Annotated in this window: 15 protein-coding genes; 11 read left to right on the top strand and 4 right to left on the bottom strand. The window is 37.9% G+C overall.

The window, feature by feature from the left end; all coding sequences use genetic code 11:
• Positions 1-46 precede the first annotated feature (46 nt).
• Together KP710_RS04015 and KP710_RS04010 are read right to left on the bottom strand one after the other, a co-directional pair.
• On the bottom strand, positions 47-1102 hold the full coding sequence (locus KP710_RS04015) for a rod shape-determining protein (RefSeq protein WP_111407517.1): 1056 nt from the start codon (positions 1100-1102) through the stop codon (positions 47-49).
• A 132-nt stretch (positions 1103-1234) separates the two neighbouring features.
• Entirely contained in the window at positions 1235-3013 is a 1779-nt protein-coding gene (locus tag KP710_RS04010; RefSeq protein WP_111407516.1) for an ABC transporter ATP-binding protein/permease, read from the bottom strand.
• A gap of 204 nt (positions 3014-3217) precedes the next feature.
• On the opposite strand from KP710_RS04010, the gene KP710_RS04005 reads away from it, so the two are divergent.
• The 11 genes from KP710_RS04005 to miaB all read left to right on the top strand — a co-directional run bounded on the left by KP710_RS04005 (position 3218) and on the right by miaB (position 14651).
• Positions 3218-4873: a putative transporter gene (locus KP710_RS04005; protein WP_111407515.1), complete on the top strand. Its 1656-nt coding sequence runs from the start codon at positions 3218-3220 to the stop codon at positions 4871-4873.
• Between the two features lie 125 nt (positions 4874-4998).
• Positions 4999-5307: a ribosome silencing factor gene (gene rsfS / locus KP710_RS04000; RefSeq protein WP_005635481.1), complete on the top strand. Its 309-nt coding sequence runs from the start codon at positions 4999-5001 to the stop codon at positions 5305-5307.
• A gap of 53 nt (positions 5308-5360) precedes the next feature.
• Positions 5361-5828 carry a 23S rRNA (pseudouridine(1915)-N(3))-methyltransferase RlmH gene (gene rlmH / locus KP710_RS03995; RefSeq protein ID WP_111407514.1) on the top strand — a complete coding sequence of 156 codons (468 nt, stop codon included), beginning with the start codon at positions 5361-5363 and terminating at the stop codon, positions 5826-5828.
• Between the two features lie 21 nt (positions 5829-5849).
• Positions 5850-7805 (top strand): penicillin-binding protein 2, encoded by a 1956-nt coding sequence (gene mrdA, locus KP710_RS03990; RefSeq protein WP_111407513.1) that lies wholly within the window; start codon positions 5850-5852, stop codon positions 7803-7805.
• Complete coding sequence (rodA, locus tag KP710_RS03985) at positions 7795-8910, top strand: rod shape-determining protein RodA (RefSeq protein ID WP_111407512.1); 1116 nt, start codon at positions 7795-7797, stop codon at positions 8908-8910. Before mrdA ends, rodA begins: the two co-directional genes overlap by 11 nt.
• A 51-nt stretch (positions 8911-8961) precedes the next feature.
• Positions 8962-9819: a septal ring lytic transglycosylase RlpA family protein gene (locus tag KP710_RS03980; RefSeq protein WP_111407511.1), complete on the top strand. Its 858-nt coding sequence runs from the start codon at positions 8962-8964 to the stop codon at positions 9817-9819.
• Between the two features lie 19 nt (positions 9820-9838).
• Entirely contained in the window at positions 9839-11020 is a 1182-nt protein-coding gene (locus KP710_RS03975; protein ID WP_111407510.1) for a D-alanyl-D-alanine carboxypeptidase family protein, read from the top strand.
• Between the two features lie 103 nt (positions 11021-11123).
• Entirely contained in the window at positions 11124-11402 is a 279-nt protein-coding gene (ybeD, locus tag KP710_RS03970) for a DUF493 family protein YbeD (protein WP_006995721.1), read from the top strand.
• A 1-nt stretch (position 11403) separates the two neighbouring features.
• Complete coding sequence (gene lipB, locus KP710_RS03965) at positions 11404-12042, top strand: lipoyl(octanoyl) transferase LipB (RefSeq protein WP_111407509.1); 639 nt, start codon at positions 11404-11406, stop codon at positions 12040-12042.
• Positions 12043-12093: 51 nt separating this feature from the next.
• Positions 12094-13056, top strand: a complete 963-nt coding sequence (lipA, locus tag KP710_RS03960; RefSeq protein WP_111407508.1) for a lipoyl synthase — start codon at positions 12094-12096, stop codon at positions 13054-13056.
• A gap of 170 nt (positions 13057-13226) precedes the next feature.
• Positions 13227-14651: a tRNA (N6-isopentenyl adenosine(37)-C2)-methylthiotransferase MiaB gene (gene miaB / locus KP710_RS03955; protein ID WP_005630294.1), complete on the top strand. Its 1425-nt coding sequence runs from the start codon at positions 13227-13229 to the stop codon at positions 14649-14651.
• 77 nt (positions 14652-14728) lie between these two features.
• Here miaB and KP710_RS03950 read toward each other — a convergent pair whose 3' ends face one another.
• Both KP710_RS03950 and KP710_RS03945 read right to left on the bottom strand, forming a co-directional pair.
• The gene (locus KP710_RS03950; protein ID WP_111407507.1) at positions 14729-15910 is read right to left on the bottom strand and encodes a sugar transporter; all 1182 of its coding nucleotides are present in this window, start codon (positions 15908-15910) and stop codon (positions 14729-14731) included.
• Positions 15910-17097 (bottom strand): hypothetical protein, encoded by a 1188-nt coding sequence (locus tag KP710_RS03945; RefSeq protein WP_048953790.1) that lies wholly within the window; start codon positions 17095-17097, stop codon positions 15910-15912. The genes KP710_RS03950 and KP710_RS03945 overlap by 1 nt, the downstream gene beginning before the upstream one ends.
• Positions 17098-17100 lie beyond the last annotated feature (3 nt).

Here is a 17100-nt window from a genome sequence, read left to right as displayed (position 1 = left end):
GAAAAGTGCGGTCATTTTTAACCGCACTTTTTATTTTTGTTCTAAATTAAATTTCGTCACTAAAAATGTCGCCACCGTGCATATCGATCATTTCTAATGCCTCACCACCACCGCGAGCAACACAGGTTAATGGATCTTCAGCAATGATAACAGGTACTCCCGATTCTTTAGAAAGGAGAATATCGATATTGCGCAATAGTGCACCACCACCAGTTAACACCATACCTCGCTCAAAAATGTCTGCCGCGTGTTCTGGTTGACATTCTTCAAGTGCGGTTCGAACGGCTGCAACAATACCATTTAATGGCTGTTGAATAGCTTCTAACACATCACGTGAGGTTAAGGTGAATGAACGAGGCGCACCTTCAGCAAGGTTATGACCATGCACTTCCATTTCTTTAATTTCATCACCTTCTTGAATGTAGGCTGTACCGATTTCTTGTTTAATGCGTTCAGCAGTAGGTTCACCAATAACAGAACCAAAAGTGCGGCGAACATAAGAAATGATCGCTTCATCAAAACGGTCACCACCGATACGAACTGAAGAAGAATATACGATGCCGTTTAAGGAAATAACAGCGACTTCAGTTGTACCACCACCGATATCAATTACCATAGAACCAACTGCAGTAGAAACAGGTAATTTAGCGCCGATTGCGGCTGCCATTGGTTCTTCAATTAAATATACTTCACGCGCACCAGCACCGATTGCGGATTCTTTAATTGCACGACGTTCTACTTGTGTTGCACCAGCAGGCACACAGACAAGTACACGAGGGCTTGGGCGCATAAAATTACCGCTGTGAACTTGTTTGATAAAGTATTGCAACATTTTTTCTGTAACAAAGAAATCTGCGATTACGCCATCTTTCATTGGGCGAATAGCAGCGATACTTTTTGGTGTACGCCCAAGCATTAATTTTGCTTCTTTACCTACAGCCGCGATGTTTTTTAGTGAACCAACACGGTCTTGTCGAATTGCAACAACCGAAGGCTCATCTAAGACAATACCTTGACCTTTTACATAAATTAATGTGTTTGCAGTACCTAAGTCGATAGAAAGATCGTTTGAAAAAAGTCCACGAATTTTTTTAAATAACATAATTATCCTATTCAAAAATCAGAGTTAATTTTGCTTAGCTGAAAAAGTGAAATTATTTCATCGCTAAGCACGCAAAAATTGTGCTAAATGTATCAAAAAATGTGTTGAAATTACAGTTGTTTTTCGTGTTTTTTACATTAGCTGCCATTGGCCTTTATTTTGCAGAATCAGTTGTTGCTGATGTAACGCTTTCAGTGTTGAACGGTGGCCAACACTGATTAGCGTGGTTTTTGGTAGCTCTTGTTTTAATAGTTGATACATCGCAAATTCTAAACCTTCATCCATGCTTGCGGTGGCTTCATCTAAGAAGGCGACAGCAGGTTTGTGTAGAATCAAACGCGCAAATGCTAAACGCTGTTGCTCACCAAGCGAAAGAATACGCGTCCAGTCTTGTTCTTTTTCTAATTGTTCAGCCAGATGTCCTAGTTGCACTTTATTTAATATTTCTATCGCTTGTGTATGTGAAATATTGTCTGGCTTATTGGGATAAGTTAATGCTGAAATCAAATTTCCTTGTGGCACATAGGGTTTTTGCGATAAGAAAAGTTGACTGTTTGTTGGGCAACTCACTTCACCTTCTGCGTAGCTCCAGAGTCCAGCGATTGTTCGTAAAAGTGTCGTTTTTCCTGCACCAGATTTTCCTTGAATGAGTAAACTACTTCCTTGCGGTAGCGTAATGTTGAGATTTTCTACCAGTGTGTGACCTAATGGATTTTTAACACTTAAGTTTTTGAAAATCACATCTGTAGGGTGATTGTGTATTTGTGTTTGCGATTCATGATTAACCATTTCAATGGCATAGCTGAAACCAGTTAAACGATCGAGTGTCGCTTTATACCCAGCAAAACTATCGTAAGTATTACGGAAAAATGAAAGATTGCTGTGCAATTTTCCAAATACTTGTAAAGTTTGCATTAAATCACCGAGTTTTATTTGTTTTTCAAAGTAACGTCCAACTTGAATTAACAACGGAAAAACAACAGAAACTTGACTTACAACTAAGTTAAATCCTGAAAATTTTAGTGTTCTAAATACGATTACCCACATGTTATGGATGACAGAATTGAATTGTTGATAAAGCTGATTTTTTTCTACCTTTTCACCTGCATAAAAAGCAATGCTTTCGGCATATTCTTTTATGCGAATTAAAGAATAACGATAGTTTGCGTTTAAGCGTTCATTAATAAAATTCAAAGAGATTAATGGACGACCGAGCCAAAATGCAATGAGGCTAGTGAAAATGACATAGCCAAACACTAAGAACACCATCATATGTGGAATTTCCACGCCAAGTACCATCATTGGACCCGCTAATCCCCATAACAAAATCGTGTAAGAGATCATCGAGGTGACCGCATCAATGACTCCAGTGCTTAAAGAAAGCGTGGTTTTTACATAAGATTGGACATCTTGTTGAATACGTTGATCGGGGTTATCTAGGTTTTCTGATAAATACTGTGTTTTGTAATAGGCTCGGTGTGCCATCCATTTATCAACAAGCTGTTCGTTAAGCCACTCAATCCAGTTGATGACGAAACGTTGCTCTAAATAATAGCTTACTAATGCCGCAGAAACAGAACTTGCGGCAATGACGCAGAACAAGCCCATTTGTTGCCAAAATACATGTTCATTAAATTCTTGCAATGATGTGTACATATTTTTGTACCACTCAGAATGTACAAGGCTGATACGCACACTGAGTAATGTCATCGCAACAATAAGCAGAAAGAATAGGATAGGTTTTATGCTGCGTTTAGGTGAAAGATAGCCACCTGCAAACATCCAAAATTGTTTTCCCCATTGGGTAAAACGTACCAAAAGAAAAATGCCAAAACTAAAGACGACTGAGGTGATAGCTAGCGTTTGTAAAATCCAAATAAGAGAAGTAATGGCTTCTTGGCCGTAATCCATAAATATTCCATCCGAGATAAAAGTGCGGTGAAAAATAACCGCACTTTTTGTAAAAGGGGCAAAACTTTCGGTATTGTAGAGTCTATGCTTAATTTCGCAAGAAAAAATGTGACGAACGTAGCATTTTTTGAGTTTGGTTGAGGTTTTCAAAAAACAACTTGGATACAATCCAAAAGAGTTAAATTCCATTTTTAAGGGGTCAATATGAGTGATATTGCAATCACGATTAGTCTTCTTGCCCTCGTTGCCGTAATCGGTTTATGGATCGGGCATTGGAAGATCCGTGGGGTTGGGCTTGGCATCGGTGGTGTGCTGTTTGGCGGCATCATTGTGGCTCATTTCACCAATCAATATGGCTTGCAACTAGATGCGCGTACGCTGCATTTTGTGCAGGAATTTGGTCTGATTCTGTTCGTTTATACGATTGGGATCCAAGTTGGGCCTGGTTTTTTTGCATCTTTAAGAAAATCAGGTTTAAAACTGAATGCGTTTGCTATTTTAATCGTTGTTCTGGGTTCTGTTGCTGCGGTGATTGTGCATAAGGTTGCGGATGTTCCGTTAGATATTGCACTTGGTATTTATGCTGGGGCGGTAACTAACACGCCAGCCCTTGGTGCCGGTCAGCAAATTTTGACTGAACTTGGCGTGCAACAAACTACAGTGACAATGGGGATGTCTTATGCGATGGCTTATCCATTCGGGATTTGTGGTATTTTGCTTGCAATGTGGTTAATCCGCTTATTTTTTAAAGTTAAAGTGGACGATGAAGCGGCACGTTTTAATGTGGAGAGCGGTCAAGAAAAAGAAAGTTTACATAATATTTCTTTAAAAGTGACGAACCAAAATCTAGATGGTCTTACGTTAATTCAAATTCCAGGATTTAGTGATGAAGAAGTCGTATGTTCACGTTTAAAACGCGATGATATGGAAATCGTTCCAAAGGCTAGCACAGAAATTTGTACTAATGATATTTTGCAATTAGTGGGCGATGATGCTGCTCTTTCAAAAATGCGCTTGATTATTGGTCATGAGGTAGATGCGCCAACATTCTCTTATAGTGGAGAGATTCGTGCCGAACGCGTAGTGGTTACTAATGAAAAAGTCTTAGGTAAAAAGATCCGCACTTTGGGTATTCATCAAAAATATGGTGTGGTGATCTCTCGCTTGAATCGTGCTGGTATTGAATTAGTGCCAACAGCGAATACAACTTTACAATTTGGTGATGTACTTCATATGGTAGGGCATACCGATGTGCTAAACAAAGCTATTTCCGTAATTGGTAATGCACAACAAAAATTGCTTCAAGTGCAAATGTTACCTGTTTTCATCGGTATTGGCTTAGGGGTGCTCGTTGGCTCGATTCCATTCTATATTCCAGGTTTCCCTGTTGCGTTAAAATTAGGGCTTGCTGGCGGACCATTGGTGGTTGCGTTGATCTTAGCGAGAATTGGTACGATTGGTAAACTTTACTGGTTTATGCCACCTAGCGCTAACTTGGCATTGCGTGAAATAGGGATTGTTCTTTTCTTGGCAGTGGTAGGTTTAAAATCAGGTGGAAGTTTCTTTGACACATTATTGAATGGCTCAGGCCTTGAATGGATGGGATACGGTATTTTTATCACCTTTATTCCATTAATGATTACCGGTATTTTGGCTCGTCTATATGGCAAACTGAATTACCTTACAATCTGTGGTTTACTTGCCGGTTCCATGACAGATCCTCCAGCTTTAGCATTTGCTAATGAAATTAAAGAAGATAACGGTGCAGCAGCACTTTCTTATGCCACTGTGTATCCATTGGTGATGTTCTTGCGGATAATGTCGCCGCAGTTATTAGCTGTGCTATTGTGGGCAGCATAGCCAAAATAAGTTCAATTTATACAAACAAAAGCGCGGTTAATTTCGCGCTTATTTTTTGTGTGGATTTTGCGTGAGAGGGTATTCAATGATAGAATCTCGCACTTTTATTGCGAAGCGAGAACAAAATGGCATTAGTTGAATTTTTGATGGAAACCTTAGATGGGTTAAAAGGAACAGATATTGTACATTTTGATGTACGTGGAAAATCATCGATTACGGATAATATGATTATTTGCACGGGTACATCGAGCCGCCAAGTTTCTGCAATGGCAGATAATTTAATTACAGAATGTAAAAAAGCAGGTTTTGAAACTTTTGGTGAAGAAGGTAAAAATACTGCAGATTGGATTGTGGTGGATCTTGGTCAAGCAATCGTACATATCATGCAACGTGACGCGCGTGAAATGTATCAATTAGAGAAACTTTGGGCGTAAATTTTAGTAAAGTGCGGTGAAAAATAACCGCACTTTTTAGATAAGGATGACTTGTGAAACTCACGTTAATTGCTGTCGGAACAAAAATGCCTTCTTGGGTTACAACGGGTTTTGAGGAATATCAACGCCGTTTTCCAAAAGATATGCCTTTTGAACTGATTGAAATCCCAGCAGGCAAGCGTGGAAAAAATGCTGATATTAAACGCATTTTAGAACAAGAAGGCAAAGCGATGTTAGCTGCCTGTGGAAAAGGCAAAGTTGTGACGTTAGATATTCCAGGTAAACCTTGGACCACACCACAGTTAGCCGAGCAATTAGAAGCCTGGAAAAACGATGGCCGTGATGTATGTTTGTTGATTGGGGGGCCAGAGGGACTTTCACCTGAATGTAAAGCCGCTGCAGAGCAAAGCTGGTCGCTTTCACCATTGACATTACCTCATCCGCTTGTTCGTGTTGTGGTGGCTGAAAGTTTGTATCGTGCATGGTCACTCACCACTAATCATCCTTATCACCGAGAATAATAAATCCTCATTTTTAGTCAGATGAATTTAAAAAGATTCTTCAATACTTCAACTCATGAGCCGTTCCGCGATAAAAAAGCGGAGCGTAACCTTTTTGCACGCCGAACTTTAGTGGCTTTTTTCGGGATTTTGCTACTAACAGGGGTGTTATTCACTAATATTTATCAGCTACAGATTGTTAATTTCGATACTTACCAAACGCGTTCTAATGGTAACCGAATTAAATTATTACCTTTACCTCCAACGCGTGGCTTAATCTATGACCGTTACGGTAAATTATTAGCCGAAAATCTTACTTTTTTTGGTTTATACATTGTGCCAGAAAAAACTGAAAATTTAGACCGCACTTTAGATGAATTACGCTACATTGTGGGATTAACGGATAATGACATTGAAAATTTTAAAAAGGAACGTCGCCGCGGAACGCGTTACACGCCTATTTTATTGAAACCGAATTTAACAGAAGAACAAATCGCACGTTTTGCAGTGAGTAGCTATCAATATCCGAGTTTAGATGTACGTCCTTATTTCAAACGCTATTACTTATATGGCGAGATTATGACGCATATTTTAGGTTATGTGGGAAAAATTAATGATAAAGATGTAGATCGCCTGAAAAAAGAGGAAAAATTTGCTAATTACTCGGGAACGAGTGATATGGGAAAATTAGGTATTGAGCGTTATTATGAAGATAGTTTACATGGTGTAACGGGATTTGAAGAGGTTGAAATTAATAACCGAGGAAAGGTAATTCGTAAATTACGAGAACAACCAGCTGTAGCAGGAAAAAGTATTCATCTCACCATTGATTTAGAATTACAGCGCTATATTACGGAGCTTTTATCTGGGCAAAAAGGTGCAATTATTGTTCTAGATCCAAAAGATAGTGGCGTGTTAGCAATGGTCTCGACACCGAGTTATGATAATAATCTTTTTGTGGATGGCATTTCATCTAAAGATTATAAACGTTTATTAAATGATCCAGCTCGTCCATTGTATAGCCGGGCTACACAGGGTGTATATCCCCCCGCTTCTACAGTGAAACCTTTTATTTCCGTAGCCGCACAAACTGAAAATGTGATTACGCAAAATACAACCATTTTTGACCCAGGTTATTGGATTTTACCGAATACCTCAAAACGTTTTCGCGATTGGAAAAAATCAGGTCATGGCTATACGGATTTAAATAAGGCGATTACAGAATCATCCGATACTTATTTTTATCAAGTTGCTCATAATATGGGGATAGACCGTCTTTCGGAATGGATGAAACGCTTTGGTTTCGGCATGCCAACAGGCATTGAAATTCAGGAAGAAGCGGCTGCCAATATGCCAAGTCGTGAATGGAAACAAAAACGCTATAAACGTCCTTGGGTATTGGGTGATACGATTTCAGTTGGTATTGGGCAAGGTTATTGGACTGCTACGCCGTTACAAGTAGCAAAAGCAACAGCAATATTAGTCAATAACGGTAAAGTAAATACACCACATTTAATGAAAGCTATTGAAGGTGCAGAATTATCACCTTATAAAGATCCATTGATTTATCCTGATATTAGTGAGCCAAAACAAAATTATTGGGATGCAGCAAAACGTGGAATGTATAATGTTGTTAATTCTGCTGCTGGCACTGGACGAAAGGCATTTGCCGGTGCTAATTATAGAGTTGCGGGTAAGTCTGGTACGGCACAAGTTTTTAGTCTCAAAGAAAATGAAAAATACAATGCGGCGGGATTGAAAAAAGAACTACATGATCACGCATGGTTTACTGCATATGCGCCTTATGAAAACCCTAGATTGGTTGTGACAGTTATTTTAGAGAATGCGGGTGGTGGTTCAAGTAATGCCGCACCGTTAGCGCGTAAAGTGATGGATTACTATTTAAATCAGCGTTTACCACAAGTTGAAAAATATAATGCAAATATTCAGCAAAAAGAAGATTTACCACAAGAGGGCGAGCAGATAAATGGAAGATAAAATCCCTTTCTGGTTGCGTGTATGGCAACGTTTGCATATTGATTTTTGGCTTTTTATTGGCTTAGTTGCAATAACAGCTTATGGTATGCTTGTGCTTTATAGTGCCACTGGGGCGAGTGAAACCATGTTCCAAAACCGTATTATACAAGTGACGCTTGGATTTATGGTCATGCTGATTATCGCGCAATTTCCACCTAAGTTTTATCAACGTATTGCACCATATTTATATCTAATTGGATTTGCAATGTTAGTTTTAGTGGATGCGATTGGTACGACAAGTAAAGGAGCTCAACGTTGGCTCGATCTTGGTTTTATTCGTTTCCAACCCTCTGAAATTGTGAAGCTTGCAGTGCCATTAATGGTCGCTGTGTATTTAGGTAATCGTCCACTTCCACCTAAATTAAGTGAAACATTTATTGCGATTGCAATGATTATGATTCCGACTTTACTTGTAGCTATACAACCAGATTTAGGTACATCAATTTTGGTAAGTGCGTCAGGTTTATTTGTAGTATTTTTAGCTGGAATGAGTTGGTGGTTGATTTTAGCTGCAGTGATTGGCTTAGCTGGATTTATTCCGATCATGTGGCTATATCTAATGCACGATTATCAACGCACTCGCGTTCTCACATTATTGGACCCAGAAAAAGACCCTCTCGGTGCTGGCTATCATATTTTACAATCAAAGATTGCGATTGGGTCTGGTGGCCTTTGGGGAAAAGGCTGGATGCAGGGTACGCAATCTCAGCTTGAGTTTTTACCCGAACCTCATACCGATTTTATTTTTGCGGTAATGGGTGAAGAACATGGGATGATCGGTTTCCTCATTTTAATGGTAATCTATATGTTTATTATAGTGCGAGGTTTAATGATTGCTGTAAATGCGCAAACTTCTTTTGGTCGTATTTTAGCGGGCGCAACGACGCTAATTTTCTTTGTATATGTGTTTGTGAATATTGGAATGGTAAGTGGTATTTTGCCTGTGGTAGGTGTTCCCTTGCCATTATTTAGTTATGGCGGGACGTCATATGTCGCTATTATGGCAAGTTTTGGATTGCTTATGTCAATTCACACACATAAGAGCAAATTTATGAAAGGGAACTAATTTCATTTTTGCTTTTCTTATATAAGTATGAAATAAAAGAATGAGAGACGTATGAAATTAAAAATGTTATTAAATTTAACCGCATTTGCATTTTTTGTATTAGTGACGACTTTTCCATCACAAGCGGATCCTCAGAAAATGTATGGTATTCAAGGCGATAAATTATCTATTGCTACGACTGTTCCCGCTCCCAATGCGTATTCTGTGAAAGGAAAAATATATACAACAAAAGATGCTGATGAAGCAAAAAATTACAGTAAAGAGGGTTTAGCTAGTTATTATCATTTAAAGTTTAACGGAAACAAAACTGCAAGCGGAGATATTTATAATTCATCTCTATTTACTGCAGCACATAAAACGCTTCCAATCAATTCTTATGCCTTGGTGACGAATTTACATAATAATCGAAAAGTGATTGTACGTATTAACGATCGAGGACCTTTTAGTGATAAACGTTTAATTGATCTTTCTCATGCGGCGGCTAAGGAATTAGGGTTAATTGCTCGAGGAACAGGACAAGTAAGAATTGAGGCTTTACATGTAGCGAAAAATGGACAATTGTCAGGGGCTGCAACCAAAACTTTAGCAATGCATGCTAAAACAAAAGAGGCTGCAGAACGTTTGGGATTAAATAAAAATATATTAGTCAGCCAGATAGCCGCAAAAAATATCTCTGAAAAAGATAGTTATAGATTAAAAATGCTTGAGCTAACTTCACGTAGTCAGGCTGATAAGTTGATCACACAATTATCTTTGGAAAATGTGAAAACTGAAGTCAATCGTGCTGGAAGTAAATATGAAATTCATATTGGACCTTTTGATAATAAGGAACAACTGACTCAGGTTAGAAGCCAATTACAAAAAATGGTGAGCAATAAGCCATTAATTGTTTATACATATAAAAACTAAGTTATTGTAGGAATGCATTATGTTAACGAAAACAACAAGAATTTTAATTTTATCAGGATTAGTGGCAAGTGTAACTTTTTCTGCTTCTGCAGAAGATATGCAATATGGCATAACACCACCACAGATTACAGCGCAAACTTATGTATTGATGGATTACAATTCAGGTGCGATTCTAACCGCACTTAATCCGGATCAGCGCCAATATCCTGCATCATTAACAAAAATGATGACAAGTTATGTGGTAGGGAGCGCTTTAAAACAGGGTAAAATTCACAATACCGATATGGTAACTATCGGTCAGAGTGCGTGGGGGCGTAATTTCCCTGACTCATCAAAAATGTTTTTAGATTTAAATACACAGGTGTCAGTGGCTGATTTGAATCGTGGAGTGATTGTGGTATCAGGTAATGATGCAACAATAGCATTAGCTGAACATATCTCCGGCAATGTACCGAATTTTGTAGAAACAATGAACAAATATGTTCAACAATTTGGTTTGAAAAATACAAATTTCACCACGCCGCATGGTTTGGATGATCCTAATCAATATTCTTCTGCTCGTGATATGGCGCTTATTGGAGCACATATTATTCGTGATTTACCTGAAGAATATAAAATTTACTCAGAAAAAGATTTTACATTTAATAAAATTAAACAGCCTAACCGTAATGGTTTATTATGGGATAAAACCATTAATGTTGATGGAATGAAAACCGGGCATACTAGCCAAGCAGGATATAACTTAGTTGCTTCAGCGACTACACCAAACAATATGCGTTTAATTTCTGTAGTAATGGGTGTGCCAACTTACAAAGGTCGTGAAGTAGAAAGTAAAAAACTTTTACAATGGGGCTTTGCTAATTTCGAAACATTTAAAACGTTAGAGGCAGGCAAAGAAGTTTTAGAACAACCTGTTTATTACGGTAATAAAGGTAGTGTGAAATTAGGAACCTTACAAGATAGTTTTATCACTGTTCCGAAAGGCAAACAAAATGAGCTTAAAGCTCGATATGAGTTAGAAAGTAAAAACTTACAAGCGCCTTTAGCAAAAGGCCAAGTCGTTGGTAAAGTCATTTATCAATTAGAAGGTAAAGATATTGCTGCGGTAAACTTACAAGTGATGGATGAAGTGGGCGAAGCTGGTATTTTCGGAAAAGCTTGGGATTGGCTCGTGCTCACTGTAAAAGGCTTATTTGCATAAAATATGCCAGAAATTTACCGCACTTTTTTCATTTTTAATTGAGGCATTCGTAATGTGTGGGTGGTGTACTATCCACACATCATTTTTATTATTGGGAAATAATATGACAACAGAAAATGATTACGCAAAACTTAAAGAATTAATGGAATTTCCAGCAAAAATGACATTTAAAGTTGCTGGAATTAATCGCGAGGGGTTAGCGCAAGATCTAATTCAAGTCGTTCAAAAATATATTAAAGGCGATTATATTCCTAAGGAAAAACGGAGTAGTAAAGGTACCTATAATTCGGTTTCAATCGACATTATTGCTGAAAACTTTGAGCAGGTAGAAACACTTTATAAAGAACTTGCTAAAGTTGAAGGCGTAAAAATGGTTATCTAGCATGAATAATTCCCTTATCGTTCGTCAGTTAGGGTTGCAAGATTATCAAGAAATTTGGCATAAAATGCAGAATTTTACAGATAGTCGTACCGCGGAAACGCAAGACGAAATTTGGCTGGTGCAACATCCTCCTGTATTTACCCAAGGGCAAGCAGGTAAACCAGAGCATCTTTTACAACGTAGTGAAATACCTGTAGTGCAATCGGATCGTGGTGGGCAAATAACCTATCATGCACCCGGTCAGCAAGTGATGTATGTGCTCATTGATATTAAGCGTCATGAGAATTTAAATGTGCGTCAATTAGTTACCGCACTTGAACAAACGGTGGTAAAAACTTTAGCTGAATATGGTATTGAAAGCTATCCAAAACCTGATGCACCAGGCGTGTATGTGGATGGAAAAAAGATTTGTTCTCTTGGACTGCGTATTCGTCGTGGGTGCTCTTTTCACGGGCTAGCATTGAATATCAATATGGATCTGAATCCATTTCATTATATTAATCCATGCGGCTATGCTGGTCTTGAAATGTGCCAATTAGCGGATTTTGTTAATCAAGATGAAGCTAATTGCGATAAGGTTTCACCAAAATTAATTAAACACTTTGCCGAGCTTTTGGGCTATAATGTAACAAATTTGTAATATTTAATGATCAAAAATGCCCTATTTGGGCATTTTTATTTAGGAACGCTTATGTCAACGCCTTTCAAAATGGAACGCGGTGTAAAATATCGCGATGCGGCAAAAACGTCGATTATTCCAGTAAAAAATATTGATCCAAACCAAGAGCTATTGAAAAAGCCTGAATGGATGAAAATTAAACTTCCGGCAAATTCACTTAAAATTGAAAGCATCAAAAATGGAATGCGTCGTCATGGTTTGCATTCCGTGTGTGAAGAAGCATCTTGTCCAAATTTACACGAATGTTTTAATCATGGAACGGCAACTTTTATGATTTTAGGTGCGATTTGTACGCGCCGTTGTCCGTTCTGTGATGTTGCGCATGGAAAACCATTACCGCCCGATCCTGAAGAGCCACAAAAATTGGCTGAAACTATCCAAGATATGAAACTTAAATATGTGGTGATTACATCGGTGGATCGCGATGATTTGCCTGATCGTGGCGCGGGTCATTTTGCAGAATGTGTAAAAGCTGTGCGTGAGCTTAATCCTAATATTAAGATTGAAATTTTAGTGCCTGATTTCCGTGGTCGTATTACACAGGCATTGGAAAAATTAAAAGATAATCCGCCAGATGTCTTTAACCATAATTTAGAAAACGTGCCCCGCCTATATAAAGAGATTCGTCCTGGGGCGGATTACGAATGGTCACTTAAATTATTACGTGAATTTAAAGAAATGTTCCCGAATATCCCAACTAAATCTGGTTTAATGGTAGGATTAGGAGAAACTAATGAAGAGATTTTACAAGTCATGCAAGATTTACGTGATAACGGTGTGACAATGCTCACATTGGGGCAATATCTTCAACCTAGCCGCCATCATTTACCTGTTGTGCGTTATGTTCCTCCAAGCGAATTTGATGAATTCCGTGAGAAAGCCAATGAAATGGGCTTTGAACATGCGGCTTGTGGACCATTTGTTCGTTCTTCTTATCACGCTGATTTACAAGCCAGTGGCGGATTGGTGAAGTAATTAAAAATTGCGCTGAATTAAACCGCACTTTTTGCTTGTCACGAAAGTGCGGTTTATTTTTGATGTTTTTTTTCACCGAATATTTACTAGCCAGAATTATTGCAAGCCTGTAAAATAGCCGACCGCTTTATTCGACTAATTATTTATAACACCTGACGATATTGTAGAAAATGACTCAAAAATTACATATTAAAACTTGGGGCTGCCAGATGAATGAATACGATTCATCTAAAATGGCAGATCTTTTATTAAGTACTCATGGATTAGAGCTTACCGAAATTCCTGAAGAAGCAGACGTATTATTATTGAATACCTGTTCTATTCGTGAAAAAGCACAAGAAAAAGTTTTCCACCAACTTGGTCGTTGGAAAGAATTAAAGAAAAATAATCCAAATTTAGTGATTGGTGTGGGCGGCTGTGTGGCTTCTCAAGAAGGGGAACATATTCGCCATCGTGCGCCTTATGTAGATATTATTTTTGGTCCACAAACTCTGCACCGCTTGCCTGAAATGATTAACCAAATTCGTGGTGGTAAAAGTTCCGTCGTAGATGTAAGTTTCCCTGAAATTGAGAAATTTGACCGCTTACCTGAACCTCGTGCAGAAGGTCCAACAGCATTCGTTTCGATTATGGAAGGCTGTAATAAATACTGTACTTTCTGTGTTGTACCTTATACACGCGGTGAAGAAGTCAGCCGTCCTGTGGATGATGTCTTATTTGAAATTGCGCAACTTGCGGATCAAGGTGTGCGTGAGGTTAACTTACTTGGTCAAAACGTGAATGCTTATCGTGGTCCGACACATGATGGTCAAATTTGTAGCTTTGCTGAGCTGCTTCGTCTCGTAGCCTCTATCGATGGTATTGACCGTTTACGTTTCACAACTAGTCATCCAATAGAATTTACAGATGATATTATTGATGTATATCGTGATACGCCTGAATTGGTGAGTTTCTTACATCTTCCAGTCCAAGCAGGTTCTGATCGTGTATTAACGATGATGAAACGTGGTCATACAGCATTAGAATATAAATCTATTATTCGTAAACTTCGTGCTGTGCGCCCAGATATTCAAATCAGCTCTGACTTTATTGTTGGTTTCCCTGGTGAAACGGCGGAAGATTTTGAGCAAACTATGAATTTGATTGCACAAGTGAACTTTGATATGAGCTTTAGTTTTGTGTACTCAGCCCGACCAGGTACACCTGCTGCAGATATGCCAGATGATGTAACGGAAGATGAAAAGAAACAGCGCCTTTATGTGTTACAGGAGCGTATTAATCAACAAGCCGCACAATTTAGCCGTCGCATGCTTGGCACAGAACAACGCGTATTAGTTGAAGGGCCATCGAAGAAAGACATCATGGAATTAACGGGACGTACTGAAACGAATCGTATTGTCAATTTCCAAGGTTCTCCAGAAATGATTGGAAAATTTGTGGACGTGAAAATCACTGATGTTTATACCAATTCTCTACGTGGTGAAGTGGTGCGTACTGAAGATGAAATGGGATTACGTATTGCGCAGTCTCCACAAGAAGTGATGAATCGTACACGTAAAGAAGATGAATTAGGTGTAGGGCGTTATCACGGCTAATTGAAATCTTGAAATATTTAACCGCACTTTGAGAAATTAAAGTGCGGTTATTTTTTGTTGAATATTCAGGGCTTCAATTATTTAGAGAGAAATGTATGACGATATTTTAAATGTGACCCAATAAAAAGAATAAGACTACATAATCCTAACATTGCGCCAATATAGCCAATTTTGTCTAGCCCTATATGGGTTGCCACAAGATTTCCAAATAATGCCCCAGTGCCGATACCTGCATTATAAATACCAGAGTAAATAGCCGTAGCCACATCTGTTGCATCAGGTGCAAGTCTTAATACGCGTATTTGTAAAGCAAGACCAATACAACCAACACCAATTCCCCAAAGAAAAGAAAGAGCAAGCATTGTGATGATATATTCTGTTGAAAGGAGTAATAGTAAGAGAGAAAGGCTTTGCAAAGCCATTGCGACAACAACAAATTTAGTAGGGCCAAAACGGTGTAATCGATTGAATAAAAGGCTAGCTAAAATGCCAGATATACCAAAAATAAGAAGTACAAAAGTTGCAAAATTTGGATCCAAATGGCCTATTTCAATCATAAAAGGCTCAATATAAGTATAAGCTGTAAAATGTGCGGCAACAATCAGCATTGTGGCGATATAAAGTCCAATGAGTAATGGACGCTTAGCGAGTATTGGTAAGCTTGCAATAGAACCTGCGTTTTTACTTGGTAATTTTGGTAAGAGTTGAATTATTAATAGCATAACGAAGAATGCTAAAAGCGCAATAATTCCGAAAGTAACACGCCAGCCTACGAGCTGTCCTATAATTCTTCCAATAGGCAGCCCTAAAATTGTTGCAAGGGATGTTCCTATAGCAAGCATTCCTAGCGCTTGTGTCTTTTTATCTTTCGGTGCGATTCGCATCACAAGTGAAGCCGTAATAGACCAGAAGACAGAATGGGCAATAGCAATGCAAACTCGAGCAATAAGTAGAATCCAGAAATTCCATGCTATAACAGATAAAATATGCCCTATGATGAAAATAATAAAGAGCTTGGTAAGTAAATTTTTCCGCTCCATTTCACCTGTTAGAAGCATTGCTGGAAGAGATACAATAAGTACTGTCCAGGCATATACAGTCATCATTAGTCCTGTATCGGCAGTTTGCATATCAAAACTGGTTGCTATATCACTTAACATTGCAACAGGGACGAATTCAGTTGTATTAAAAATAAACCCTGCGAATGCCATTAATAGGACTCGCCATAATTGAATTTTTCTTATATTTAGTGATGACATTAATGTAGCTTCTCTTTTATGATGTCTATGAGTTGATGACGAAATTCTTTTGTAAAATTAAATTTATATTGAGGTGAATAACAATCCCCAAAGAATCGGATTGGTAAGATAAGATTTTGATAATTTTTATTTATAGAACGTACTGTAAGATTTATATCACATTGCATTTGATTTAATGAGACAACCCCCGTACCACTTCCCAAAAGTGTGGGGGTTTTTAATTCAAATTTTTCAGCATTTAATTGATCTTTTAACAGTGAGAGTTGTATTTGAAATTGTTCAAACTGTGTATTTAATTCTTTATTCGCTAATAAATCATTGCTGTAATTAATCGGGAAATATTGTGAGACAATATCTAACAAATTTATACCGATAATTTCGCCATTTTTTGCCTGAAAATTGAATTTTCCTTGTGTTATTTCAGAATTTTTAAAACCTAAATTGATTTTAAAATCAGTGTAACCACTCAAGGCTTCAGGAAAGCTCAATAAGCTAAGCAATGGCTTGACAGGAAAATCCTTACCAGAAAAATTGATCATGCTTTGATCACCCACACCCTGATAATTAACTACAGCTAAACAATTATTATCACATTGTGGTTTGATATAGGTAACAAGCCGTTTTAATGGCTTGTTAAAATCACCATGAGCTTCAATATAACCAAGTGATTGATTATTTAATTTGGCATTGACAAACTGAATGATCGATGATTTTTCATTAGAGAGGTCAATATTAGCTTTAGTAAAAGTAAAATCAAAGATTTTATTTTTCCCATAAAATGGTTTTTCTAACTTAATAGATATTTGATTATTACCATTTAAAATTATTTTTTTTGCCAATAATTGCGTTAAAGAAAGCGCTGAAAAATGCATTTTTATATCGGCTAGATTTTGTGCTTTATTGCTTAATTTGAGCTGTTTAAGTTGAAGTGAGGAAAGGTTAATATTACCGTAAAAAAGTGGCAAAAGGTTGAATTGACTTTCGATCTTTTGCACAGAAAATTGTTCAGACTGAACTTTCTCGAGAGAAAGTGCGGGTGGAAATAGAGATAGATTGACTGATTGAACCGTAATATTTTGTTGTGCTAGTTGTTTATCGATGGAATTTTGTACTCGATAAAGTTGGATATACAAAAAAGAAAAGATCGCCAAAGCGACGATCCCTAAGCCAAGCGCGAGCTTTTTCATCGA

The organism is Haemophilus sp. SZY H35 (genome assembly GCF_018829705.1).
GTDB classification, from domain to species: Bacteria; Pseudomonadota; Gammaproteobacteria; order Enterobacterales; family Pasteurellaceae; genus Haemophilus; species Haemophilus haemolyticus_K.
This window is presented reverse-complemented; position numbering and strand designations above follow the sequence as displayed.